Raw genomic sequence first — 25,708 nt, forward strand, 5'->3', positions numbered from 1 at the left:
GTCGTATTTATACAATAGCTCCTAAAAGGGTGGCTTGCGTGCATTCGCGCACGGCCACGTTTACATAATCTCCGGGCTTCAGGTCTTGTCCGTTCTTGGGGAAAACGATCACTTTATTCTGCGAGCTGCGTCCCATCCAGTCGAGCTCCGAGCGCTTCGAGGTGGCCTCGATCAGAACCTGGAAGGTCTTGCCGAGGTCGCGCTGGTTGCTTTCGAGCGAGAGGCGGTTCTGCATTGCAACGATCTCGGCGAGGCGGCGCTTCTTGACGTCCTCCGGGATATCGTCCTGGTAGCGGCGCTGGGCCAGCGTGCCGGGGCGCTCGCTGTAAAAGAACATATAGCTCATTTCGTAGCGTGCGTATTCCATCATCCGCAGCGTATCCTGGTGGTCTTCCTCGGTCTCCGTGCAGAAGCCGGCGATGACGTCGGAGGACAGCGCGCAGTCGGGCATGATCTCCTTGATACGGGCCACCTTCGCGGCGTACCACTCGCGGGTATAGGTTCTGTTCATCAGCTGCAGCACGCGCGTGGAGCCGCTTTGCAGGGGGAGGTGGATGTATTTGCAGATGTTGTCGTAGCGCGCCATCGTGTGCAGCACTTCGTCGGTGATGTCTTTGGGATGCGAGGTCGAGAAGCGCACGCGCAGGTCGGGGGAGATGCGCGCCACTTCTTCGAGCAGCATCGCGAAGGTCACGGGCGTGCCGCCTTCGGGGGTGAAGTAGTACGAGTCCACGTTCTGGCCGAGCAGCGTCACCTCGCGGTAGCCGCCCTCGAAGAGGCTGCGGCATTCGGCGAGGATGGAGGCGTTGTCGCGGCTCCGCTCTCGGCCCCGGGTAAAGGGCACCACGCAGAAGGAGCACATATTGTTGCAGCCGCGCATGATCGACACGAAGGCGGTGATGCCGTTCGAGTTGAGGCGCACCGGCGAAATATCGGCGTAGGTTTCCTCGCGGCTCAGGAGCACGTTGACGCCTTTCTGGCCCCCGTCGGCCTCGGTAATAAGCTGCGGCAGCGTTCGGTAAGCGTCGGGGCCCACCACCAGGTCGACGAGCTTTTCCTCTTCGATGAATTTGCTTTTGAGGCGTTCGGCCATACAGCCCAGCACGCCCACGAGTACGGACGGACGCTGTTTTTTCAGCTTGCGAAACTCCGTGAGGCGTTTGCGCACCGTTTGCTCAGCCTTTTCGCGGATGGAGCAGGTATTGAGGAGGATCAGGTCGGCCTCCTCGAAATTGCGGGTGGCGTCGAAGCCTTCTTCGGCCAGGATTGAGGCAACGATCTCGGAGTCGCTGAAGTTCATCTGGCAGCCATAGCTTTCGATATAAAAATGGCGCTTTGCGCCCACAGCTTCCAGCACCGAGGCGGCATCCAGCTCTCCGGTCGGGATGACAACGCTGCCCTCAAAGGAAAACGCCTCGCCCTGGCGGCGCTCGTCGATCACTTTTTCAGTCAATTCCAGCATAACGAAAAAATAGGGGGCAAAGATAGCAAATGCCTGTTAGAAAAGTGACAAAGTGGCAGGAGCGGTCCGGCAAATAGCATGTAGTTAACCGGGTTCTACTCGAAGCCTGTGCTAGCTGATGGGAGAAGATCGTCCGCGGACGGCGCGGAACGCAATCCCCGCAGGAATTATGCTGCGCGGGCGGCGCGGAACGGAATCCCTGCTGGGATTTGACTGCGCGGACGGCGCCGACGAAAAACCCTAGAGGAATTTGGATGCGCGGACGGCGCGCGCGAAAAACCCTGCCGGCAAGGGTACGGCCGGGAAGGGGCGACAAACTCATTACTGATTACTCATTACTCATTACTCATTGACCCTGCAGCTGAAACCGCCCGGCCAGCCAGGAGTCCTTCACGGGAATGATCCAGCTGGATTCCAGCTCCGCTTTCGTAGCGACCGTATTGTTGAAATAGAGGGTGTTGGGGCCGATGAGCCCCGCGGTGAGCGCGGGCTGCAGCTGCGCCATCGGGATCGTCTCGATCTTGTCCTTGACGATAAAGGCGAGGTGGGTGCGGTTGAAGAAATCGACCTTGTACTGCTGCCCGACCTCCTGCACGAAGCGCACGGAGGCGTCGGTGCTGCAACCCGACACGCCCGCGGCCCGCTCGTCGGCCATCAGCACGAGAAATTGCCCGAAAAACAGGTTGGCGTAGGCCGTCACCTTGGCGCCATGCGAGCGCCAGTCGGCGCAAAAGGCTTCGAGCTTCGGCTCGAGCTCGAGCGCCTCACCCAAAAAGAGCCGGCGGTTGCTTTGGTAGATCCACACGCGGCTGTCGGGAGCAAAGTTTTCGGGGAGGTGCTGTTGGAAGTCGAGATTCATGCCGCAAAGTTAGTGCGGAGAAGTCTGCAAGTGGGAAGTGGGAAGTGGAAAGCCCCAACATTAACGTCATTGCGACCTCGCCGGATGTCCAATTAGTACCGTCATTGCGAACACGCCGGAGGCGGGGAAGCAATCCCTTGCTCTATGTCTCCGAGGCAATCCCAACGGTTGAAAAAAGCAGATTTTCCCGGTGAAAACAACAAGGTCCATCCGGCAGGCTTCCAAACCTTTGTCCGATGATCAAAGGCGGTTTTGTGTATATCCTGGCCTCGCGAAGCAGGAAAGCGCTCTACGTAGGGGTAACATCCAACCTTGGTGCCCGGCTTTCCGAGCATCGTACCTGCAAAGATCCCAAATCTTTTACAGCTCGTTACGGTACAACCCGGCTCGTGTACTACCGCGTTTTCCCACGCATTGAAGAAGCCATCGTCGAAGAAAAGCGGCTGAAGGGCGGCAGCCGGGCTAAAAAGGTGAGTTTGGTCGAAATGATGAATCCGGAATGGAAGGATTTGTCGGAACGCTGGCGATAGGGTGCTCACGGCTTCTGTGCCAGCCTGCAAGGGATTGCTTCGCTGCGCTCGCAATGACGGACGAAAGTCACTAAGCCATGCTACGCGCCACGAGCTCCGCCACATCCAGCACCTGTACGCTCTCTTCCTTCTCGGCATTCTTCACGCCGTCGGTCAGCATGGTGTTGCAGAAGGGGCAGGCAGCGGCGACAATATTCGCGCCGGTGTCGATGGCTTCGGCCGAGCGCTCGAGGTTGATACGGGTGTCGCCCTTTTCTTCTTCCTTGAACATCTGGGCGCCGCCGGCACCGCAGCAAAGGCCGTTCTTGCGGCAACGCTTCATCTCCACGAGCTCGGCGTCGAGCGCTTCAAGCACTTGGCGCGGCGCTTCGTAGATATCATTGCCGCGACCGAGGTAACAGGAATCGTGGTAAGTGATCTTGCGACCCTTGAACGATTCGCCTTCCTTCATGCGGATCTTGCCCTGCTGGATCAGCTCGTTGAGGTAGGTAGTATGATGCACCACTTCGTAGCTGCCGCCGAGCACAGGATATTCGTTCTTGAAAATATTGAAGCAGTGGGGGCAGGTGGTCACGATCTTCCTGATCGCGTAGTTGTTCAGCGTCTGGATGTTCTGGTAGGCCATCATCTGGAACAGGAACTCGTTGCCCGCGCGGCGCGCCGGGTCGCCGGTGCACAGCTCCTCGGGGCCGAGGATGGCGAAGGAAACGCCCACCTTATGAAGGATCGTGGCAAAGGCTTTCGTGATCTTCTGGGCCCGCGCGTCGAAAGATCCGGCGCAACCCACCCAGAACAAAACCTCGGGGCTCTCGCCCGCCGCCGCCAATTCAGCCATAGTCCGTACCTGCATAAAAATCGATTGATCTCGGATCGCAGATCTCGGATCTGGAGCGAGGATAATGAAACGTTTGCCGTCAAAAATAAAAGAAAGGGCCTTACCAATAAACTAATTAACCGGCAGGCGATTAAACGGTTCACGAAACTTACTTTTGCAGGCCGCAGCATGAGCAATTTTTTCAACCGCATCCGAAACTGGGAGCAGTGGCCGTTCTGGCTCCGCTACCTCAACATCACGCCGATGTGGATGCTCTATGGACTGCGGGCGCGTTCGCCCTGGTTCTTTACGCCCTCCAATCCCACGCTCACGTTTGGCGGCTTCGAGGGTGAGAGCAAGCGGGAGATGTACGAGCAGCTTCCCCCCGGCAGCTTTCCCGATACGATCTATATCACGCCGGGCATTCCGTTCGCGCAGGTGCGCGAACAGGTGGAGCAAAGCCCCATCCGCCTGCCGTTTATCGTAAAGCCCGACGTGGGTATGGCCGGGATCCTGTTCCGCAAGATCTTTTCGTTCGAGGAGCTCGAAGCCTACCATGCGAAGATGCCCGTCGATTACCTCGTGCAGGCGCTGATCCCGTATCCCGTGGAGTTCAGCATCTTTTACTACCGCTACCCGGGGCAGGAGCAGGGCGTCATTACCGGCTTTTTGCAGAAGGAGCCGATGAGCGTTACCGGCGACGGCAGCTCCACGCTGCTCCAACTGATCGAGCAGCATCCCAATGCGCGCTTCCGCGTGGAGGAGATGCGGCAGAAGCACGATGTGACGCGTGTGCTCCCGGCAGGCGAGAAGTTCTTTCTCACCTACGCCGCCAATCTCAATCGCGGCGGGGTTTTCTATAACCTGCACCGCGAGATCGACCCGACGCTCGTGCGGCTGATGGATGGCATCAACCTGTACTCGAAAGAATTTTATTACGGGCGCTACGACCTCAAGGCGGCTTCGCTCGAAGACCTCCGCGCCGGAAAGAATTTCCTCCTCCTCGAATACAACGGAAGCGGCGCCGAACCCAACCACGTTTACCAGCAAAACATGACGCTCCGCGCGGCGCACCGCGAAATCCTCCGGCACTGGAAAGTGCTCTACGAGATCTCGATGATCAACCGCCGCAACGGCATTCCCGTATGGCCGCTGCGCAAGGGCTGGCGCTTTCTGCAGGGCTCCAAGGCACATTTCAAATTGCTGAAGCAGTTGGACGAACAGATCTAACCCTTATTTTCGGCCCCTAAGATTGCCGATGCCCAAGCTCCTCCGCATATTCATGACCGGGATGTTCATTTCCTTCCTGGGATCGCTGCCCCTCGGCACGCTCAACGTGGCGGCCATGCAGCTCACGATCTACAAGGGTATCGCGGCGGGCCTGTGGTTCTCGTCGGGCTCGCTTACTATTGAGGCGATCTATGTGCGCCTGTCGCTCGTAGCGATGGACTGGGTACGGAAGCAGAAGCGCCTGTTCCAGATCCTGGAGTATGTAACGCTGGCCATCATCGTGCTGCTGGCGATCTCGAGCTTCTGGGCCGCTGCGCACACGAGCGCCACCAAAGTACCGGTGGAGCCTTTTTACCTACGCAGCGCGCTGCACCCATACCTGCTCGGGCTTACGATGAGCGCCGTCAACCCCGTGCAGATCCCGTTCTGGTTTGGCTGGAGCACCGTGCTGTACACCAAGAAGATCCTCCTGCCGCAAAACAATCATTACAACACCTACATCGGTGGCATCGCGCTCGGAACGCTGTTCGGCAACTTCGTATTCGTCTTCGGCGGACATGCCATCGCCTCCTCCATCAGCGGGCACCAGAATATCCTCAACTGGGTCATCGGCGGCATCTTCACCCTCACGGCGCTGATACAGGTGTATAAGATGCTGCGCAACCGCGGCGCCGTGCACCGCCTTGAGCACCCCGAGGAGCATACGGAGCCCTTCGAGGAGAACATCGACGAGATTCAGAATTCCTAACAACAACGTATATGATCAATCAGTCTTTACTGCCCGAACTGCAGCACGAAATCGCCAGCACCCGGAAGATGCTGGAGCGCGTACCCTTCGACAAATGGGATTGGAAGCCGCACGAAAAATCCTTTCCCCTCGGTCGTCTTACCGACCACGTGGCCGAGCTGGTGAACTGGATCCCGTTCACCCTGAATACATCGGAGCTCGATTTTGCCAAGAGTCCCTACCAGTCGCCCAAGTCGGAAAGCAGCGAGCAGTTGCTGGCCAACTTCGACCGCGACGCCAAGGCCTGCATCGCTGCTGTGGAAGCCGCCAGCGACGCGCAATTCATGGAAAACTGGACGATGCGCAACGGCGACCAGGTATTCTTCACCATGCCCAAGGTTGCCGTCGTACGCACCTGGGCCATCAACCACCTCATTCACCACCGCGCGCAGCTCTCGGTGTACCTGCGCCTGCTTGATGTGCCCGTGCCGGGCATGTATGGCCCCACGGCAGACGAGATGGAGATGGCGTGAATCGTCAATCGTGAATCGTCAATCGTGAATGCTGACGCCTGATATCAAGAAGAACGGATGCCGATGGCATCCGTTCTTCATTTGTACGAATTGGCAACCTCGAAATATCTGCCAACTGTGTACGAATTCACGATTGACGATTCACGATTCACGAGTCCTGCTGCGCATTCAGCTCCAGCGCCCAGTTGGCCCGGTCATCGGGGCTGAACTTCCAGGGCGCGAAATTATTTTCAACGTTGCTGTACATGGCATTCCATTCGCCCGGCTGGTTGGATTCCTCGAGGGCGAGGTAGCGCTTCAGCTGGTTGATGATGTGGAGCGGGTCGATAAGCACGGGGCATACCTGGACGCAGGCCTGGCAGGACGTGCAGGCCCAGAGCTCCTCGGTTGTGATGTAGTCGTGGAGCAGGCTCCGGCCATCGTCGGTGAACGTGCCGTCGCTCTCGCTTTTGGCGCCGATCTCTTCCATCCGGTCGCGGGTGTCCATCATGATCTTCCGCGGCGAAAGCAGCTTGCCGGTCTGGTTGGCGGGGCAGGCCTGCGTGCAGCGACCGCACTCGGTACAGGTATAGGCATCAAGCAGATTCTTCCAGCTCAGGTCGGGCACGTCTTTCGCGCCAAAGCGCTTGTGGCCTTCCTCCGCGGCGGGTGCGGAAGCAGCGGCGCCGGGGTCCATGGCATAGAGCACCTCGCGCTGGATCTCGGGCATGTTGGTCATCTGGCCCTGCGGCTTGAGACGCGCGAAATAGGTATTCGGGAAAGCCAGGATAATGTGCAGGTGCTTCGAGTAGGGGAGGTAGTTGAGAAACACGAAAATGCCGGCAATGTGCAGCCACCAGGCGCCGCGCTCGAGGCCGAGCAGCGCAGGGGTGCTGAAGCTGCTGAACAGGGGCGTGATGTAGCCGGAGATCCAGAAATTCGTCGGCACCTGCGCGTAGTGGCCATAGCCGCGCAGCTGCAGCGCCTTGTCGGCCGCGTTCATCGTCAGGAACAGCGTCATCAGCACGATCTCGAAGCAGAGAATGTAGTTGGCATCGCTGCGTGGCCAGCCGTTCAGCTCCTTCATGTTGAGACGCTTCACGCGAACGATGTTGCGGCGGAGCAGGAACACAACGCAGGCCGCCAGCACAGAGAAAGCGAGTATCTCGAAGAAGTTGATCACGAAGCTGTAGGCGGCACCGAGCCCCGGCGAAAAAAGACGGTGGGTGCCGAGCACGCCATCGAGCACGATCTCGAGGATCTCGACGTTGATGATCACGAAGCCGACGTACACCAGCAGGTGGAGAAACGCCACCATGGGCTTGTCGAACATCCGCTTCTGGCCGAATGCCAGCAGGAGCATGTTGCGCCAGCGGGCGCCGGGATTGTCTTTCAGGTCTTCCTCGCGACCGAGGTTGATGTTCCGGCGGATCGTCTTTACCTTGCCGGCAAAGATCCAAACCGCAGCCACGACCAGGAGCACGAACAGGAGTTGCTGTACCAGTTGCATGATGGTTCTTTTTACATAATTTAACCGCGGTAAAAGTAACAGATGCCTGCCGATATTGCTGCAAAGAATTCGATCCTCAGCGCCGATGCCGCGCAACGCCGCATCCGCCGCATGGCCTATGAAGTTGCCGAGCAAAACGTGGACGCCGGAACGATCGTGCTGCTCGGGATCGAAGGCAATGGCAGCATCGTGGCCGCACAGCTGCAACTCGAGCTTGCCGCGATCGTTTCCACGACGATCGATCGGGCGGTCATCCTGGTCGATAAAAAATCCCCGGTCAATGCGCGCCTCGACCGCGAGCTGGCGCTGGATGGCAAGGTGGTGCTGCTGGTAGACGATGTGTCGAACACCGGCCGGACACTGCTCTACGCCCTGAAGCCGCTGCTGCTCGCGCAGCCCCAGAAGATTCAGAGCCTCGTGCTGGTGGAGCGCGCGCACAAGCTATTTGCCGTGCAGCCCGATTTTGTCGGGCTATCCGTCTCCACGACACTGCAGGATCATATCAGCGTGGAGACCGACGGGAATGTGGTGACGGGTGCTTATTTACATTAACCCGGAATGGCCGCAAGCGGCCTTTATTCGCAAGGGCAGGACGGCGCGACGACGCGACGCGTCATTGCGGGCCCTTCCGCTGCCAGGGATAAACTCCGCGAAGCAAAAACGTGAATTACGCGGGGTGTTCGAACGTCAAAGGACTTCCTGGTAACGCTGCTTTCAAGTGGGAAATGCTTTAAGGTCAACGAGGGTCCTTCGCTCCGCTCGCAAGGACAGCAGCCACTTCCTAGAAATACAGCCAGTGCCCCTTCAGCGATCCGTTGGAAAACTCCAGCGTTGGCGCCGGGAATTTGAGGATGTTGATCGAGTAGAAAACGCTGCGCAGCAGCTTGCTTTTGGTGCGGATCTGCGTGAGATCGATATCGGGAGCCAGGTACCACTGGCGGTACCGCCTGATGTCGCGGCGGTCGAAGGTCACCGCGCCGCTCTTGTCGATTGCCGTATTGTCGAAGCCGCCGTACATGCCATCGGCACCATAGCCTACCGACAGCCGGAGCCATTTGGGAAGCTTCAGGGAAGCAGGAAGGGGGAAAGAAAGCCAGTAGGCCTGCGCATTATAGTCTTTAAGCAGCTTGTTAGGAATCGTGCTGCCAAACAGCGATCGCGCACGGTCGCGCAAATCGGTAGGGTATTGGTAAATATGCGATGAGAATTTGAGGCGGACGCGCTGCTCCTTCCATGCAAGCTGCTGCCCGGCAAAGAGCGCCGCCCCGAACACATCGGCGCCGGCATCACCCCAGCTCCAGCCCCATTCGGAAGAGCGTCCGTCGAGGTACTCGATCCCCAGCATAAAGGCAAGGCCGGATCCGGAGGCAAGCATCGTCGCCTTGCTGTTGCTGTAGCCCGACCAGCGCCAGAGCCCATAGCCGATATGGCTCATCGAATATACCGCCCAGGCATGGCCGCTTTTATCCATCTGCTCCCATTCGCCGATATCGTTGAAGCTGTGAAAGGGGCTCCGCGGGTAATCGTTGTACCAGGCCTGGCTGAGGCCGGCAAGCATCCCGCCGTAGATTCCGACCGCCATCCCGTCGACCACCCATTTGCGGCCCGGGTAAGCTGCGGTTGCCGGCCGGTTGTTGCTGACAAAAGCCGCGGAGAGCTTGCTGTGCAGCGAGGTGTCGCTTAGTTGATCGGCACCCGTTGCGGCCGCAAACCCGGTCGGATCCTGTGCCTGCAAGGCCAGCGCCGAAGCGCAGAATAGCAAAGTCAATAACTTCTTCACGCGTCAAATGTACAGACACCTGTAAATTCGCAACAGCCGGTACCTTTACCGGCTCTTTATTTACCGGATAAACGAAAACTAACGGAATATGGATGCAGCTATTGCACAGAAAGTACAATCCTGGCTCGACGGCGCCTTCGACGAAGAAACCAAGTCATCGATCCGCGAGCTCCAGGCGAACCACCCCGACGAGCTCGCCGACGCCTTTTACCGCAACCTCGAATTCGGCACCGGCGGCCTCCGCGGCATCATGGGCACCGGCACCAACCGGATGAACAAATACACCGTCGGTATGGCCACACAAGGTTATGCCAACTACCTCAGGAAAAGCTTTCCCAACGAGGAGGTCCGCGTTGCGATTGCCCACGACTCGCGCAACAACAGCCGCTTTTTTGCCGAAACGGTAGCCAATGTTTTTGGCGCCAACGGCATCAAGGTCTTCCTGTTTGAAGACATGCGCCCGACGCCGGAGCTTTCCTTCGCCATCCGTCACCTGGGCTGCAAGGGCGGCGTGGTGTGCACCGCGTCGCATAATCCGAAAGAATACAACGGCTACAAGGCCTACTGGGTCGATGGTGGCCAGCTGGTGCCCCCGCACGACAAGAACGTGATCGCCGAAGTGGATGCCATCGCATCGGTGGCCGATGTAAAATGGACCGGCGGCGAAAGCAATATCAGCAGCATCGGCAAGGAAGTGGACGAGGCCTATCGCAAGATGGTCAAAAGCCTCAGCGTGTACCCCGAGGCCATCGCCGCGCAGCACGACCTCAAGATCGTGTATACGCCCATCCATGGTACGGGTATCAAGATGGTGCCACAGGTGCTGGCCGATTTTGGCTTCACGAATGTGACCATCGTGGAAGAGCAGGCAGTGCCCAATGGCAATTTCCCGACCGTCGTTTACCCCAACCCCGAAGAAGCCGAAGCCATGAGCATGGGCCTCAAAAAGGCAAAAGAGATCGATGCCGACATCCTGTGCGGCACCGACCCCGATGCCGACCGTGTGGGTATCGGCGTGAAGGACCACAAGGGCGAGTGGGTACTGCTCAACGGCAACCAGACCGCCGTACTTGCCTTCAACTACATGATGGAAAGCCGCCGTGAGAAAGGCATAGCGGGCCCCAACGACATGGTGGTAAAAACCATCGTGACCACCAACATGATCGATGCGATCGCCGGCAACATGCAGGTGCATTGCTACAACGTGCTCACCGGCTTCAAGTGGATCGCCGAGCTGATCCGCAGCAAGGAAGGGAAGGAGCAATATATCATCGGCGGCGAGGAAAGCTACGGCCTCATGATCGGCGACCAGATCCGCGACAAGGACGCCGTCAGCGCCGTGGCGCTGCTCTGCGAGATGGCCGCATATGAAAAGAACAAGGGCCGCTCACTGTTCCAGAAGCTGATCGACCTGTACGTGCAATACGGATGCTACCGCGAGCACCTCGTGTCGATCACCCGAAAGGGCATGAACGGCCAGCAGGAGATCGCTGACATGATGGAGCGCTTCCGCAGCAACCCGCCGCAAACGCTCGGCGGCGTGAAGGTCGCGCAGCTCGCCGACTACCAGAAGCAGGTCACTACCGACCTCGCCTCGGGCAGCACAACAGCCATCACGCTTCCCAAATCGAACGTGCTGCAATTCGTGCTCGAAGACGGCAGCAAGATCTCGGCGCGCCCCTCGGGTACGGAGCCGAAGATCAAGTTTTACTTCAGCGTGAAAGCGCCGCTGCCTTCTGCGGAGCGGTTCGACGAGGTGTATGCTTCGCTGGAGCCGAAGGTCGATGCGATCGTGAAAGACCTGGGTGTCTGATCAGCCCAATCCCCATAGAAAAAGCCGGGCCCCTGCAGGGAGCCCGGCTTTTTTCTGCTGCTTGTATCCGTTGCGGCATCAGAGTGTAAGTGTATAGCTGACGTGAAAGGTGCGGTAACCATTCATGTGCCATTGCGGCATCCGGCGGATAGCGCTCATAAGGCGCTGTGCCGCTGTAGCATCGGTGATCTCAGATGTTTTTATGTTCCGGGGCAAACCCTTTTCGTCGAGGTCGAAATCCACCCTGACGCTAATGTAGTACTGCTCGTTGTTTCGCTGTACTTCCCGCAGGATAAAGTCATGAAACGCTTGTTCCCCACCGGGAAACTCAGGCCGCCCCGATGGCGGACCGCTGGCTGCCGCCGCGTTGACGTGTACCTCGCCTTTATTGATCCCGGGCCTGCTGTCCTTCACCACCTTGCCCTGCGCATCGCGGATATACTCGTACAGGAGTGTCCCCTGCGCATCGAAACCGCGCATGGTGACAGCTTTTCCGTCGGTTTTCGATTCGAAGGTCAGAACGCCCGCCTGGGTATATGTCTTTTCCACCTTTCGGCCTGTGCTGTCTGTGTACGTCGTAAAACGGACGGGTCCATCATCATAATAAAGAAACGTAAACGCTTCTTTGGGTTGCCCTTCCTCGAAGCGGGTGGAATCGATTAGCTGTCCTTCCGTATTCCAGGTGCGCCAATAGCCGGTTTCTAAACCATTGTGGTAATAGCCTTGCAGCCGGCGTGCGCCATTGGAAAAATAATACGTGCAGGGACCGACCGGTTTCGTCAAACTGCTATCGAAGTAACCATACAAAAGCTTCGCTCCCGATGCCGCTTCGACCAGTACGATTTCCCAGGTTTCACCCTGGCGGCGTGCCAGGCCCGAGATCGGAGCAAGGGTATCATTTACCGGTTGCATGTGCTCGTTGAAATAGAACGTTTTTATTTCCTGGCCTTCCGCGCAGTTTGCGCCCAGTACCAGCATTATCAAAAGCAGTTGGCGGATCATGGCGGCAAAACTATATAAAAAATTATTTTAATAAGAAAAGTGCTCTTACGGGAGCACTTTTCTTTTGAGGAGGGACTTAGTTCTGTTCACCTTTTCCAGGTATTTTAAAGTTACGGCGGAAAACCAAAAAATCCAACTTACGCGGTACGGCGCGGGCGGAAGACGGGCCAGACGCGGGGCACCTGCGCCCGGTACCGCTCGTAGTCGGCGCCGAACTCGCGAACGAGCTTCGCTTCCTCGTAGCGGATGGCAAGCAGCGTATACCCGTGGATCACCGCGCTCATTACCAGCATCGAGGCATAGGGAAAGAGTCCGAACAGGCCCCAGACAAACAGGAAGGTTCCGAGGTAAAGCGGGTGCCGCACGTAGCGGTGCACGCCGTCGATCCGCAGCTCGTTGGGCACCTCGCGCTGTTCGAAAAGGCTTCGGATCCCGCTCAGGCTCAGGAAGTATTTCCGGATGCACAGCGCCATCAGCACGGCACCCGTCGCGGCCAGCAACGCAGCCGGAATCCGCCAGGCCGGGCCCAGGAGGAGCGGGGAGGAAAGGCGAAGCTGGTACCACAGTATCGCGCCCATGCTCACAAACGCAAAGAGCACGTAGACGCTTCGGTAATAGGGTTGAAGCCCGGGCCATCGCGCAAAGAGCGCGCGCTTCAGGCGGCCGCTTGCGAGGGCACTGTGGAAAACACCGAAGGCGATCCACAGAAGAGCCAGCAGGATATGGTTTTGCAGCATTGTCAGAAAATATTGTTGAGCTCGGCGGGGGCGGCCTCCACCTGTGCTGCTATCTTTGTGCCATGAGGAAGTTTGAGGATACGTACCGCCACATGGGGCTGCGTAAAAAGCTGGTGGAACTGCTCCGAAGCAAGGGAATCCAGAGCGAAGCGGTACTGGAAGCCATCAACAAGATCCCGCGCCACTACTTCCTCGATTCGGCCTTCGACGAGGTGGCTTATGAAGACCGCGCCTTTCCCATCACCGCCGGGCAAACGATTTCCCAACCCTACACCGTAGCGTATCAAACGCAACTGCTCGACGTAAAGCCGTTCATGCGGGTGCTCGAGATCGGTACCGGGAGCGCGTACCAGGCCTCCGTGCTCGCCGAGCTCGGCGCGCAGGTATTTACCATTGAGCGGCAAAAGGCACTCTTCGACAGCAACAAGCAATTTGCCTGGCTCCGCAAGTATCCCAACATCAAGTTTTTTTACGGCGACGGCTTTGAAGGCCTGCCCACCTACGGGCCCTTCGACCGCGTGCTCATCACCGCAGCCGCGCCCTTCATACCGCCAAAGCTTGTGGAGCAGATGAAGCCGGGTGGCATCATGGTGGTGCCCACCGACGAAGGCGATGCACAGGTAATGATGCGCATCACGAAGCAGGCCGATGGCAGCGTCTGCGAAGAGCGCTTCGACCGGTTCAGCTTCGTGCCCATGCTGGAAGGGAAAAATGACAAAAACTAGGTAGTTGCCCGTTTTTATGAAGTATTATTTTTGCAGCGGTCTTTGCTGAGACCCTTTCACGCGCCCCTTTGCGGCTGCTCCCCGGGCGCGCCCTTTATTCATTTCCTAAAGAAGACAAGATGAAAACAGTCTACTTTACGGACCGCAGCGTCGTGGAGCAGAACGCGCTGCAGTCCCTGGCCGCTTTCGAAGCGGAAACGCACATCGAAAAGATCGCGGTATTCCCCGATATCCATTATTGCTCCGAGCGCTCCATCCCGGTGGGCGTTGCCTTTCAGACCCGCGCCGTATTCTACCCGTTGGTAACCGGCAAGGACAGCGGCTGTGGCGTCGCTTTTGGCCGCGTGCCGAAGAAAGACCTTCGCAGGCCGTTCGACAAGACCCGCCACTATGCGGCCTTCGAGCGCGCGGTACACGCCATGACGGACGAAGGTCTAGGCGGCGGCAATCATTTCCTGTCACTCGAGGAGTCGGACACGCACCTGTATGTGATCGTACACACGGGTAGCCGCAACCTGGGCATCCACCTGTACCAGGAAAGCTATGCGTTGCTGCAACGCTACAACCCGGGCCGGCAGTGGCTCCCGATCGAACGGGCAACCGAATCCTACCGGGCGCAATACGAGCGCGTGCTGCTGTATGCCGCCGCGCGCCGCCGGCAGTTTGTGGAGCGAAGCATGGCCTTTCTCGACCGCAACGGTTACCTGGCCGGCGGCGGCTTCGGCTTTGCCGACAGTGATCATAACCTGCTGGAGTTTACGGACGATGGAGTCATTCACCGCAAGGGCAGCACGCGCCTGCCGGCGACAGGTCCGGTGGTCATTCCGCTCTCCATGAGCCGCGGCTCGCTGATCGTGGAGGCCCGCCGCCGGGATCCTTCCCTTGCCGACGCACTCTACAGCAGCGCACACGGCGCGGGCCGCCAGCATAGCCGCACCGACACCCTGAAGCACTGGCATTCGCTGAAAAAAGCGGAGAAGGATGCGTACCGGTCGCGATTCCCGGAGCTGCTCAACCGCCAGGGGGACTTCGACAGCAGCATCCTGCAGGAATTCGACTTTGCGTACAAGAATTCGGAGTCGTTGCTGGCGAAGCAGCCGCACCTCCAACTGCTCGATAAAACGAGGCCCATTGCAACGGTAAAGTTCACCGGCGTCTAAACGAAATCCCCGCTGCAAGCGGGGATTTTCGATACGGCCGTTACCGGGCGGCATACCGGAAACCGTAAGCGGCAAACTCTGCTTATCTTGTCGGCGAACTCACCGTGTATGCGTATTGTTCCTTTCCTGATTTCAACCGTTGTTACCGGCGCGCTCGTATTCGGGCTCCAGCACAAGTGGGGCGGCACGCCGGCCATCGGGCCGTTTATGAGTCCGCAGCAAGGCTTCTGGCAGAACGCCGAGCCCGCCGACCAGGACTTCAACGCCAACCTGCGCCTGCCCGGGCTGAAGGGCAAAACCACCGTTTTTATCGACGAGCGACTCGTGCCGCACGTCTTCGCCGAGCAGGAGGAAGACGCCTACTACGTGCAGGGCTACCTCCATGCGAAATTCCGCCTCTGGCAGATGGAGCTGCAAACACGCGCCGCCGCCGGGCGCCTCGCCGAAGTGCTGGGCAACAAGCCCGAGCTGGTGAAGCATGACCGCAGCCAGCGCCGCCTCGGTATGGTTTCGGGTGCGGAAAAAACGCTGCAGGCGATGGAAGCCGACCCCGAAGGCAAAAAATATTTCGATGCCTATACCGCCGGTGTCAACGCATGGATCGACAACCTCACGGAGAGCCAGCTGCCGGTAGAATACAAGCTGCTCGGGCAACGGCCGGAGCACTGGAGCAACCTCAAAACGGCGCTCTTTACAAAGGCGATGGCCAAAGACCTCGCCGGCTTCGAGCGTGACCTTGAATTCAGCAATGAGCGCAGCACGTTCGACCTGGCGCAGATGAAGCTGCTTTACGGCGACCTGTCCGATTCATCAATGCCGATCGTACCGAGAGGCACCGCGTTTGCAGCACCGGGTATCGTTCCGGTGAAGCCGGCAAGCGCCGACTCGGCATACTTCGGCAACGACAGCAGCCTTCATGTGACACCGGTTGGCAAGCCGCAACGCGAGAACGGTTCCAACAACTGGGCACTGTCCGGAGATAAGACCGCGAGCGGCGCGCCGATCCTCTGCAACGATCCGCACCTCAACCTGACCCTTCCCTCGATCTGGTTTGAGATGCAGCTGCACACACCCACGATGAATGTTTACGGCTGCACCTTCCCGGGAGCGCCGAGCGTTATCATGGGCTTCAACGACAGCATTGCCTTCGGAACCACCAACGCCATGCGCGACGTGCGCGACTACTACCGGATCCGGTTCAAAGACCGCTCGAAAAAAGAATACTGGTACAACGGGCAGTGGACGCCCACGGAGCTGCGTATCGAAAACATCAACATTGCCGGTGCGCCGACACTGCAGGATACCGTTGCCTACACCGCCTTTGGTCCCGTGATGTACGACGCCTCGTTTACGAGCGAGCTGTCGGGGCAGGACGCCCTTGCCTGCCGCTGGACGGCGCAGGAAGGCTCCAATGAAGGCGCGATGTTTTTCCTCCTCGACCGGGCAAAGAATTACGACGACTACCGGCGCTCCATCAGCCTGCTGAAAACGCCCGGGCAAAACGTGATCTTCGCCTCCAAGCGCGGCGACATTGCCATCTGGCAGCAGGGCAAGTTCCCGGCACGCTGGGAAGGGCAGGGGCTGACCATCATGCCGGGCGAGGATGATTCGTATGCCTGGCAGGGCTTCATCCCCGAATCGGAAAACCCGCACGTGCACCAGGACAGCGGCTTTGTGCAAAGCGCCAACCAGCGGCCTGTTGACGGAAGCTACCCGTATTTCATCCCGGGCAATTACATTACCCCGCGCGGCGTGACGATCTTCCATACCCTGCAGCAAACGCAGGGAGCAACGCCCCGGAAAATGATGGCGCTGCAGCAAAGCACCTTCAACAGTCTCGCCGAAGATGCGCTGCCCTTCCTGCTGCGGCAACTCGATCGCAACAGTCTTGCGGAGCCCGAACAGAAATACTACGACGAGCTCGCGGCCTGGGATTACAACGAGCACGCCGATTCACGCGCCGCCACGATCTACAATACTTTCCTGGATAGCCTCAACTCCGTGCTGATCGGTGACGAGCTCGCGCGGGTCACGGGTCCCACGGTCTGGCCCGACGATCAAACCGTGGTGGAAGCATTGCTCCGCGATTCGGCTGCGTTCTTCGTCGACGATGTTCGGAGCCCCGAACGGGAGACGCTTCCCGTGGAAGTGCTCGCAGCATTCAAAAACGCATCCGCTGCGCTCCAGGCCGAAGAAGCAGGCACTGGCCTTGTTTGGTGGAAGCACAAGAAGGCCGCTATCCGTCACCTGCTGCGCGATGCGCTCTCGCCCTTCTGGCACAAGGAGCTGATGGTGGGCGGCAGCGCCGCTACGCCGAATGCCATCACGCAGTACCACGGCCCGAGCTGGCGGCAGGTGATCCAGCTGTCGGCAACCACGGAAGCCTATGGCATCTATCCCGGCGGACAAAGCGGCAACCCGGGCAGCCGCTTCTACGACAACTTCACCGACGACTGGGCCCGCGGCAACTACTATACGCTCTGGATGATGTCGGCCAGCGAAGCCGGCGACCGGCGCGTTAAATGGACAATGACCTTCAACCCCTCATAAACTGCTTATGCGCCTCCTGGTTTCGATCCTGCTGATCGCTCTTTTTTCGTTCATCGCCGGCCGCTACCTGCCCTGGTATACGATCGCGCTGGTGGCCTTTGCCGTCGGCGCGCTGCTGCAGCAGCCGCTGCTGCGAAGCTTCGTTTCCGGTTTTTTAGGAATTTTTTTGCTATGGTTCATCCTCGCCCTGTGGCTGGATACCCGGAATGAACATTTACTTTCGCAACGTATCGCGGAGCTGTTCCACCTGGGCCAATCATCCTTCCTGCTCGTACTCGTCACGGCATTGCTGGGCGGGATCGTCGGCGGGTTTGCGGCATTAAGTGGCGCATCGCTCCGGGCAACCCGGTAACCAAAACCGGCATTCAACTGTAAACCTGTTTATGCAGAAACTTCTTTCCCTGGCGCTCGTCCTGCTGGCGAGTATTTCGCTGTGCGCGCAAACCATTAGCGGCAAGGTCACCGATCAGCAGGGACAACTCCTGCCATTTTCTTCGATACAGGTCAAGGGCAGCCCGATCGGGGCTACCGCCAACGCACAGGGTGTTTTCCAGCTGCGGCTGGCGCCCGGGTCGTACACGATCGTTTGCCAGCACGTGGGCTACCAGCAACAGGAAAAGACCATTACACTCGGCAGCGACAACCTGGACCTGCATTTTCAGCTCTCGCTGCAGCAGCTCACCCTTTCCGAAGTGATCGTGAAGAAAGGGGAGGACGCCGCTTACGACATCATCCGGCAGGCGATCCGGAAACGGCCGGTATACCGCGACGAGCTGAAAAGCTTTACCGCCGAAGTGTACACAAAGGGGCAGTTCCGCCTGCGCGACTTCCCCAAAAAATTCATGGGTCAGAAGGTCGACTTCGAAGACGGCGACAGCAGCAAGCGCAAAATGCTTTACCTGTCGGAGACCATCGCCCGGTACTCCGTCAACGGGCCGAAGCAGGCCAAGGTGGATGTGCTCGCCACCAAGGTCAGCGGCCAGTCGGATGGCTTCGGTCTGAGCGCGCCGAAGATGTTCTCCCTTTATGAAAACCTGCTCCAGGTAGGACCCGGACTGTCGCCGCGCGGGCTTATCTCGCCCATTTCCGACAACGCCCTGCACTACTACAAGTATAAATACGAGGGCTCCTTTATGGAGAACGGCCTTCTCGTCAACCACATCCTCGTCATCCCGCGGCGCAAGTACGAGCCGCTGTTCCAGGGATACATCAATATCGTGGAAGACCAGTGGCGGATTCATTCTGTGGAGCTCGTTGCCGTGAAAGAGTACGGCCTGCAAACCTTCGACACGCTTCGCCTGCAGCAACTCTATGTGCCCTCCGGCTCAGGCCCCTGGGTACTCCGCAGCCAGGTGATGTACCCGGCCATCAAGATGTTCGGCTTCGATGGCTTTGGCTCCTTTGCCAACGTTTACTCGGAATACAACCTGAGCCCCAACTTCCCGAAAGGCTACTTCGACAATACCATTCTCCGCTACAAGGATTCGTCGAACCGCAAGACCGAGGATTACTGGGCGCAAACGCGGCCCATTGCGCTGGAGCGCGACGAGGTGGACGACTACCGGAAGAAAGACAGTCTTGAAAAACTGCACAACTCGCCCCGCTACCTCGATTCGCTCGACCGTGTTCGCAACAAGATCTCCGCCCAGGAGCTGCTGCTCACCGGCCAGACCTTCACCCACGAGAAGGCACGCTCGTCGGTCTTTGTATACCCGGCCATCAGCACTTTCAGCTACAACACGGTCGAAGGCTATGTCGTTAATGCACGTGTCACCTATACCAAGCGGCTCGATACGATGTCGGTAAGCCGGCGCTCTTTCAGCGTGACGCCCGAAGTTCGCTACGGCTTCAGCAACAAGCACCTCAACCCGAACCTGACGCTCAACTACCGCTTCGGCGACAAGCGCTTCCGCACGCTCACCGTGGCAGGCGGCTCGGATATTTTCCAGTTCAACAACGAAAACCCGGTGAGCGAGTTCATCAACACGTTCTCATCGCTCTGGGACAATATCAACCGCCTCAAGATCTATGAGGCGCGCTTCGTGCAGCTGTCGCATACACGCGGGATGGAAGACGGCTTTTCCTGGAACCTGTCGGCGCAATACCAGGACCGGATTCCGCTGGAAAACACGGCCAGCTACGTGTTGCGCGACGATAAGGACCGCCAGTTCACCCCCAACTATCCCGAGCCTTTTACCGACAGCAATATTTCGCGGCACCAAGCCTTCATCGTGGGCACAACGCTGCGTTGGCAGCCAGGCACGCGCTACGTCGAGTTCCCGAACCGGCGCTTCTCCGTAGGCTCGCCCTACCCGGTCTTCACGCTGGGGTATACCCAGGCCATCTCGGGCGCGCTCGGTGGCGACGTTGCCTACAGCAAATGGAATTTTGCTGTAGCCCACAATATCAATCTGCGCCTGGGTGGACGGATGTCGTACCGCCTGCAGTTTGGCGGCTTCCTCAACAAAGACTCGCTGCAGTCGCCGGATTACATCCACTTTAAGGGCAACGCAACGAAGCTGAGTGAGTCGTATGCCGGCCGCTTCCAGCTGGTAACGCCGTACTATTTCAGCAACGCCAGCAAGTTTTATACGGCGGTCTTTTTCGAGCACCATTTCAACGGCTTGCTGACCAACAAGATCCCGCTGATCCAGAAGCTGAAGTGGAACCTCGTAACGGGTGCCAATGCGCTCTATTATGCGCCGGGGCGAACCTACATCGAGCCGTTCGTTGGCCTCGAAAACATCCTTCGTGTGTTCCGGTTCGACTTTATCCTCGGCATCGAAGACAACGGTAAGGTGCGTCATGATTTTCGACTCGGATTGTCATCGTCGCTGTTTGGCAACCGCTGATGTTGTAGTTTTGCCCGACAAACCTTGACCTATGTCTTTAAGCCCCGTATCGCTGCAACCGGCAGCGCCAACACCATCCCACGCCAACACGCCCGGAACCTCCTCGCTGCTTGCCGCCGTCCTGCTCAGCGTTTATGCGGCTCAACTGAGCCGCCGCCAGATGCGCAAGATGAAGCGTAAAGCCCTCTGGATGCTTGCGAAAGCCCAGGTGCGTTCCCTTTTCAGCCGCCGCGATTCCGGTATTTCCACCCGCACGCTGCTCTACATCATGCTCGGTATTCTCGTGCTGATCCTGGCCTTCGTAGCACCGGTGCTGGCCATCATCCTGCTGCTTGCCGGTGTGATCTATCTGCTGGTAACCTCGCATTAAGGCTGTCGTAAAGCGGGCCGGAAGCCGTATCTTTGCGGCGCCTCCGCAAAAACGGAGACGAAATTTTGTTCACCCTGAAAGTGTCCTTAAAATTTCTCCTATGGCCCCATTACACAACCGCGTCTCCAACGAGGAGCTGAAGCAACGCATGCTCGCCGAAACGGAGCACCGCAGCACGATTTCTTTTTATTGCTATTTCCCGGTCGAGGAACCGCAGGCCTTCCGCGACGAGCTCTACCTGCGCCTCGAAGCCCTGAAGGTGTTCGGGCGAATCTACGTGGCGGCCGAAGGAATCAATGCCCAGGTGAGTGTTCCCGACAGCAACTTCGATGCCCTCCGCGAATACCTCTATTCGATCGGTCCCCTCGACGGGCTTCGCCTCAACGTGGCCGTCGATGACGACGGCAAATCGTTCTGGGTGCTCCGCATCAAGGTGAAAGACAAGATCGTGGCCGATGGCATCAACGACCCGTCGTTCGACATGAGCCGGCGCGGGCAATACATCAATGCGGAAGGCTTCAACAGCATCATCGACGATCCGAACACCGTGGTGGTCGATATGCGCAACCACTACGAGTTCGAGGTGGGGCATTTCGAAAAAGCCCTGGAAGTGCCGTCGGACACCTTCCGCGACCAGCTCCCCATGGCAGTTGAACTGCTGCAGGGCCAGGAAGACAAGACCATCGTGATGTATTGCACCGGTGGCATCCGCTGCGAGAAGGCGAGCGCCTACATGCTCCACCGCGGATTCCGCAATGTGTATCACCTCGAGGGAGGCATCATTCATTATGCCAACCAGATCCGCGAGAAGGGCCTGCCGAGCAAATTTCACGGCAAGAACTTTGTTTTCGACAACCGTCTCGGAGAGCGGATCACCGATGAAGTGATCGCCCATTGCCACCAGTGCGGTGCGCCGGCCGATACGCATACCAACTGCGTCAACGATACCTGCCACCTGCTGTTCATTCAATGCGAGGCCTGCCGGACGAAGTACGAGAACTGCTGCAGCCCTGCGTGCCAGGAGTTTATCCATTTGCCCGAAGAGCAACAAGCGGTGCTGCGTAAAGGCATCGACAAAGGACACAACGTCTTCAACAAATCGAAGGCGCGGCTTCGTCCCCGGCTCAACGAAAAAGGAAATCAATAGCGCAAAGTCCCGGTCACGGGGCTTTTTAGTTATTTTGCGACCATGCGCCGACTGCTCGCATTGTGTTGTCTCCTCCTGCTGCTGCTCACGATGGGCGGCCGCTCGCTCTTTTTTGAGCTGCGGATGGCGGAGCTGCGCAGCGAAATGCGGCGGGCGCTTGCAAAGGGTGTACGGCCCGAGCGTGTCGAAACGCTGAACGTCGCCGAGACAGGAACCCCGGGCTTTCATTGGCTTGATGAAGGATCCGAATTTGAGTGGCAGGGCCGGCGCTACGATGTGCTGGCGCTGCAGCGGTCAGGACCGCAGATCGTGATCCAGGCGCTGTCCGATCAGCAGGAAACGGCGCTGGTAGCGGCTTTCCGCCACACGGCCAAAAACGACGACGGGCATGTCGCCTCCCTGTTGCTGCTGAAATTAGCCGTTCTCACCTATATCGCACCGGCAGCGTGCCCGGTACCTGGTACCGTTGGCCATCCAGCTTCCTGCCGGCATGAGAAACATCAGGACCTTCACCCGCTTCCCTGGCGCAACACGCTGCTGGAGCCGCCCCTGGGCACAGCGTCCCTGACCTGATTCATTCTCTTTTTTCGACCCAAAAAACGTTCATGAAACAACTGCTTTTTACCGCAGGCCTGATGGCCTGCGCCACCATATCGTTTGCGCAAACGAGGGCGGAAGGCCGCGTTTTCGATAGCAAGAGCGGGCAGCCACTTGCCGGCGCCAATATCATCGTCAACGGAAAGAAGACCGTGACGGATGCCAATGGCCACTTCACCTATGATTGCACGGCGTCCAATACGTTCCGCGTTTCCTTCGTCGGCTACGACAGCCGGCAGGTAACACACACGAACTGCTCCGAGCCGGCAGCCATCGCGCTTACGCCGATCGCCGCCGTGCTTAATGAAGTGGAGATTACCGCTACCTCCGCGCAAAACAGGAATCTGCTCAACCAGCCGTCTTCGATCAGCAAGCTGAATCCGCAGCAGCTGCAGCGCAGCACCGGCCTTTTCCTGGATGATGCGATCAATGCCAACGTGCCGGGGGTTGTGATGCAGCGGCGCGCGGTTTCATCGGGCCAGCAGCTTAATATCCGCGGCTATGGCGGCGGCACGCGGGGCACGGCCGGCGTAAGCAGCAACTTCGATATCCAGGGTGTGAAGGTGTACCTGAATGGCATTCCGCTTACCGATGCGGAAGGCATTACCATCCTCGATGACGTCGATTTCGGATCGATCGGAAATGTAGAGATCGTGAAAGGCCCGGCGGGCTCCCTCTACGGCCTGGCGATCGCCGGCGTGGCCAACCTGCACACGCTTCGTCCCGAAGCCGGCAAGCGCTCGGCAGGGCAGCAGGTGCTCATGGGCAGCAACGGCCTGGAGCGCTACACAACGTCGTTGCAGCTCGGTGCACAGCGCTCGTCGATCCTGCTGAATTACGGGCACCAGGAGTCGAAGGGCTATATGCCGCACAACGCGTCACACAAAGACTTCGTGAATTTTGCCGGCGATTTCTCGGTGAGCGAAAAGCAAAGTCTTTCTGTGTACGCCGGTTTTGCCAACAGCTACGACCAGCGTGCCGGCGAGCTGACCATCGGCCAGTACGACACGCTCAACTGGTCGGGCAACCCGGAATACATCAAGCGCGACGCCCACTCGCATGTTCAGAGCTTCCGTGTTGGTGCGACGCACAGCTACCAGTTTGGCCGCCACCTTTCGAACAGCACAACCCTTTTTGGCAGCGGGGTGCTCAACGACGCGAGCTCGGCCGCCGGCTGGACCGACAAAATTCCCGTTAACTGGGGGCTGCGGTCGGTATTCAATACAAGCTTCGCGATCGGGGCGAACAGTGTGCTCAGCGGCGTTGCCGGCGTAGAGGCGCAGCAACAGCGCTCTTCGTCGATACTTTATAACATGGTCCCCGACAGTAATACTACGGACCCGGCCAACCATTACCGGATCGGGCTCGAGCGCAGCAACCAGATGATGCGCAGCGGCACGGCTTCTGTATTTACGGAATGGACGCTTGCCTTCGCGCGAACCCTGTCGGTGACCGCCGGCCTTAGCTGGAGCGGGATGAAGATCCGCCTCGAAGACCGCTACAACCGGAGCAGTTACCGGGTGCCGGAGGTCTTCACCAGGAACTACGATGACATGTGGTCGCCCCGACTCGCGGTCAACAAAGTATTCTCGAAATCTATATCGGTCTTTGCCTCGCTGAGCCGCGGCTACCGCGCGCCGACGAGCAGCTATTTCTATATCCCCTACGTTGCCGGTGCCCCCGCGACAGGGCGCATCAACGAAGGACTCAAGCCCGAATCGGGAACGCAGCTCGAGGCCGGTACAAAAGGATTTGTTCTTGGCAACCGGGTACAATTCGAAGCGACGTATTTCCACAGCGAGTTCCGCGACAAGATGACCAGCGTAGCCATTCCGCTCGATACCAACCAGGCGACGCGCACCACGCAGTTCAGCTACGTGGTTAACGGGGGCAGCCAGGTGCAGAACGGGGTGGAAGCCGCTCTTCGCTGGTACGCGGTTACCGAGCCGAAAGGCTTCCTGACGCAGGTGGCTCCCTTCGTCAACCTTACCTGGATTGATGCCCATTACCGGAACTTCCGCTACCAGCGGTTCCGTGTCAGCCCCAACCAGGCAAAAGACAGTACGGTCGACTACAGCGGGAAACGCGTCGCGGGCCTTCCGCCACTCGTGTTCAACATCGGCGTCGACATAACGACAAAGCCCGGACTGTACGCGAACGCGTTTTATTCGTACCGTGATGCGGTCTACCTCGGGTCCGACAACGTGGAAACGCAGAAGGCGAAATCCTTCGGCCTGCTCAATGCCAAGATCGGGTTCCGCCATGCCGTCGGGCAGCATTTCGATGTAGATGTTTTCGCGGGAGGAAGCAACCTCACCGGCGCGAAATACTACTATATGGTCTTTGCCAACCAGCTTCCGGATGCCTACCTTCCGGCACCGCTGAACGCACAGTGGTTCGGCAGCGTGGCCGTTCGCTATAACTTTTAATAACGCGGCGCTGGCTTCTCCGGAAGCCACTGCCTTTTTACTATTTATGAAACAAAAAAGATTGCTATGGCTGCTGCTGCCGTTGCTGGCCGCCTGCGGACGATTCGACAGCAAAAACCAGAAAGCGGGCGCCGACCGCATTGTGTGCGTATCGAAGCAGCTTACTGAATTTCTTTTTGCCCTGCAGCAGGGCGACAAGATCGTGGGCGTCGACCTGAGCAGCACCTACCCCGAGGAAGCCAAAAAGAAAACAACCGTAGGGTACCACCGGCACCTGAGCGCCGAAGGGATCGCTTCGCTGGAGCCTACGCTGGTAGTGCACCAGGGCGATATCGCGCCGGCCGAAGTGTCGACGCAGCTGGAGCAGCTGAAGATACCGGTGAAGGTGTACCCGGCCGGCAACAGCATCGACAGCGCAAAGATTGTTCTCTCGCTGCTGGGCAAGGAATTCGGCCAGGAACGTCGGGCGGATAGCCTCAACCGGCAACTGGATGCCGACCTGGCGGAGGCCGCAACGGCAGTGTCGAAGTACCCCCGCAAGCCCCGCGTGCTCGTGATCCACTTCGGCCAGCAGCGCAACCAGTATTTCGTGATCGGTACCCGCGGCGCGGCCAGGACGATGGTCGAGCTGGCAGGAGGGGAGCTGGCGGCGGACACATCGGGCTTTCGCAACCTGAGCCCCGAGATCATCGTCAAGCTGCAGCCCGATGTAGTGCTGGCCACTGACTTTGGCTGGGACCGCGTTGGCAGCGCCGGGAAGTTTCTCGAACTCCCGGGTCTTGCGCTCACGCCCGCCGCACGCAATGGCAAGGTGTTTCGCGTGGAGGAGCACGACCTGCTGTATTTCGGGCCGCGCAGTGGGAAAAACATTTTGAAACTGGCCGAGCTAATTCATCGTTAAC

23 protein-coding genes are annotated in these 25,708 nt (G+C 58.6%); 16 read left to right on the plus strand and 7 right to left on the minus strand.

Annotation, left to right across the window (positions count from 1 at the left end; all coding sequences use genetic code 11):
- Positions 1–7: 7 nt before the first annotated feature.
- Both miaB and ACYU7Z_RS03530 read right to left on the minus strand, forming a co-directional pair.
- Positions 8–1,462, minus strand: coding sequence for a MiaB/RimO family radical SAM methylthiotransferase (gene miaB, locus ACYU7Z_RS03525; RefSeq protein WP_460567419.1), 1,455 nt, complete (start codon positions 1,460–1,462; stop codon positions 8–10).
- 346 nt (positions 1,463–1,808) lie between these two features.
- Positions 1,809–2,321, minus strand: coding sequence for a hypothetical protein (locus ACYU7Z_RS03530; protein ID WP_460567421.1), 513 nt, complete (start codon positions 2,319–2,321; stop codon positions 1,809–1,811).
- Positions 2,322–2,557: 236 nt separating this feature from the next.
- Between ACYU7Z_RS03530 and ACYU7Z_RS03535 the strand changes: the two genes are divergently transcribed.
- Positions 2,558–2,851 (plus strand): GIY-YIG nuclease family protein, encoded by a 294-nt coding sequence (locus tag ACYU7Z_RS03535; protein ID WP_460567423.1) that lies wholly within the window; start codon positions 2,558–2,560, stop codon positions 2,849–2,851.
- Positions 2,852–2,921: 70 nt separating this feature from the next.
- On the opposite strand, the gene ACYU7Z_RS03540 is transcribed toward ACYU7Z_RS03535, so the two are convergent.
- Positions 2,922–3,686, minus strand: a complete 765-nt coding sequence (locus ACYU7Z_RS03540; RefSeq protein WP_460567425.1) for a (Fe-S)-binding protein — start codon at positions 3,684–3,686, stop codon at positions 2,922–2,924.
- Between the two features lie 168 nt (positions 3,687–3,854).
- Here ACYU7Z_RS03540 and ACYU7Z_RS03545 point away from each other — a divergent pair, with 168 nt between their 5' ends.
- The 3 genes from ACYU7Z_RS03545 to ACYU7Z_RS03555 are packed head-to-tail and all read left to right on the plus strand — an operon-like array spanning position 3,855 to position 6,155.
- Positions 3,855–4,895 carry an ATP-grasp domain-containing protein gene (locus ACYU7Z_RS03545; RefSeq protein ID WP_460567427.1) on the plus strand — a complete coding sequence of 347 codons (1,041 nt, stop codon included), beginning with the start codon at positions 3,855–3,857 and terminating at the stop codon, positions 4,893–4,895.
- 28 nt (positions 4,896–4,923) lie between these two features.
- The gene (locus ACYU7Z_RS03550) at positions 4,924–5,643 is read left to right on the plus strand and encodes a LysE family translocator (RefSeq protein ID WP_460567429.1); all 720 of its coding nucleotides are present in this window, start codon (positions 4,924–4,926) and stop codon (positions 5,641–5,643) included.
- Between the two features lie 11 nt (positions 5,644–5,654).
- A complete protein-coding gene (locus ACYU7Z_RS03555; protein ID WP_460567431.1) occupies positions 5,655–6,155 on the plus strand; it encodes a DinB family protein in 501 nt (166 codons plus the stop codon).
- Between the two features lie 148 nt (positions 6,156–6,303).
- On the opposite strand, the gene ACYU7Z_RS03560 is transcribed toward ACYU7Z_RS03555, so the two are convergent.
- Positions 6,304–7,644 (minus strand): (Fe-S)-binding protein, encoded by a 1,341-nt coding sequence (locus ACYU7Z_RS03560; RefSeq protein WP_460567433.1) that lies wholly within the window; start codon positions 7,642–7,644, stop codon positions 6,304–6,306.
- A gap of 42 nt (positions 7,645–7,686) precedes the next feature.
- Between ACYU7Z_RS03560 and ACYU7Z_RS03565 the strand changes: the two genes are divergently transcribed.
- Positions 7,687–8,196 (plus strand): phosphoribosyltransferase family protein, encoded by a 510-nt coding sequence (locus tag ACYU7Z_RS03565; protein WP_460567435.1) that lies wholly within the window; start codon positions 7,687–7,689, stop codon positions 8,194–8,196.
- A gap of 229 nt (positions 8,197–8,425) precedes the next feature.
- Here the strand turns inward: ACYU7Z_RS03565 and ACYU7Z_RS03570 are convergent, their stop codons facing one another.
- Positions 8,426–9,424: a DUF2279 domain-containing protein gene (locus ACYU7Z_RS03570; RefSeq protein WP_460567437.1), complete on the minus strand. Its 999-nt coding sequence runs from the start codon at positions 9,422–9,424 to the stop codon at positions 8,426–8,428.
- An 88-nt stretch (positions 9,425–9,512) separates the two neighbouring features.
- Between ACYU7Z_RS03570 and ACYU7Z_RS03575 the strand changes: the two genes are divergently transcribed.
- Positions 9,513–11,237 carry a phospho-sugar mutase gene (locus tag ACYU7Z_RS03575; protein ID WP_460567439.1) on the plus strand — a complete coding sequence of 575 codons (1,725 nt, stop codon included), beginning with the start codon at positions 9,513–9,515 and terminating at the stop codon, positions 11,235–11,237.
- Between the two features lie 78 nt (positions 11,238–11,315).
- Here the strand turns inward: ACYU7Z_RS03575 and ACYU7Z_RS03580 are convergent, their stop codons facing one another.
- Positions 11,316–12,239, minus strand: a complete 924-nt coding sequence (locus ACYU7Z_RS03580; protein WP_460567441.1) for a toxin-antitoxin system YwqK family antitoxin — start codon at positions 12,237–12,239, stop codon at positions 11,316–11,318.
- Between the two features lie 137 nt (positions 12,240–12,376).
- A complete protein-coding gene (locus ACYU7Z_RS03585) occupies positions 12,377–12,976 on the minus strand; it encodes a methyltransferase family protein (RefSeq protein ID WP_460567443.1) in 600 nt (199 codons plus the stop codon).
- A gap of 62 nt (positions 12,977–13,038) precedes the next feature.
- Between ACYU7Z_RS03585 and ACYU7Z_RS03590 the strand changes: the two genes are divergently transcribed.
- From ACYU7Z_RS03590 to ACYU7Z_RS03635, 10 genes are all read left to right on the plus strand, one after another.
- Positions 13,039–13,701, plus strand: coding sequence for a protein-L-isoaspartate(D-aspartate) O-methyltransferase (locus tag ACYU7Z_RS03590; protein WP_460567445.1), 663 nt, complete (start codon positions 13,039–13,041; stop codon positions 13,699–13,701).
- 119 nt (positions 13,702–13,820) lie between these two features.
- A complete protein-coding gene (locus ACYU7Z_RS03595) occupies positions 13,821–14,861 on the plus strand; it encodes an RtcB family protein (RefSeq protein WP_460567447.1) in 1,041 nt (346 codons plus the stop codon).
- Between the two features lie 108 nt (positions 14,862–14,969).
- The gene (locus tag ACYU7Z_RS03600) at positions 14,970–17,411 is read left to right on the plus strand and encodes a penicillin acylase family protein (RefSeq protein ID WP_460567449.1); all 2,442 of its coding nucleotides are present in this window, start codon (positions 14,970–14,972) and stop codon (positions 17,409–17,411) included.
- A 7-nt stretch (positions 17,412–17,418) separates the two neighbouring features.
- Complete coding sequence (locus ACYU7Z_RS03605; RefSeq protein WP_460567451.1) at positions 17,419–17,763, plus strand: hypothetical protein; 345 nt, start codon at positions 17,419–17,421, stop codon at positions 17,761–17,763.
- A gap of 31 nt (positions 17,764–17,794) precedes the next feature.
- Positions 17,795–20,263 carry a DUF5686 and carboxypeptidase regulatory-like domain-containing protein gene (locus ACYU7Z_RS03610; protein ID WP_460567453.1) on the plus strand — a complete coding sequence of 823 codons (2,469 nt, stop codon included), beginning with the start codon at positions 17,795–17,797 and terminating at the stop codon, positions 20,261–20,263.
- Positions 20,264–20,294: 31 nt separating this feature from the next.
- On the plus strand, positions 20,295–20,633 hold the full coding sequence (locus tag ACYU7Z_RS03615; RefSeq protein ID WP_460567455.1) for a hypothetical protein: 339 nt from the start codon (positions 20,295–20,297) through the stop codon (positions 20,631–20,633).
- Between the two features lie 100 nt (positions 20,634–20,733).
- Positions 20,734–21,780 carry a tRNA uridine(34) hydroxylase gene (trhO, locus tag ACYU7Z_RS03620; protein ID WP_460567457.1) on the plus strand — a complete coding sequence of 349 codons (1,047 nt, stop codon included), beginning with the start codon at positions 20,734–20,736 and terminating at the stop codon, positions 21,778–21,780.
- Between the two features lie 42 nt (positions 21,781–21,822).
- Positions 21,823–22,353 carry a hypothetical protein gene (locus tag ACYU7Z_RS03625; RefSeq protein WP_460567459.1) on the plus strand — a complete coding sequence of 177 codons (531 nt, stop codon included), beginning with the start codon at positions 21,823–21,825 and terminating at the stop codon, positions 22,351–22,353.
- Positions 22,354–22,385: 32 nt separating this feature from the next.
- A complete protein-coding gene (locus ACYU7Z_RS03630; RefSeq protein ID WP_460567461.1) occupies positions 22,386–24,806 on the plus strand; it encodes a TonB-dependent receptor in 2,421 nt (806 codons plus the stop codon).
- 46 nt (positions 24,807–24,852) lie between these two features.
- Positions 24,853–25,707 carry a heme/hemin ABC transporter substrate-binding protein gene (locus ACYU7Z_RS03635; protein ID WP_460567463.1) on the plus strand — a complete coding sequence of 285 codons (855 nt, stop codon included), beginning with the start codon at positions 24,853–24,855 and terminating at the stop codon, positions 25,705–25,707.
- Position 25,708: the final 1 nt, after the last annotated feature.

Source organism: Flaviaestuariibacter terrae (assembly GCF_054777635.1).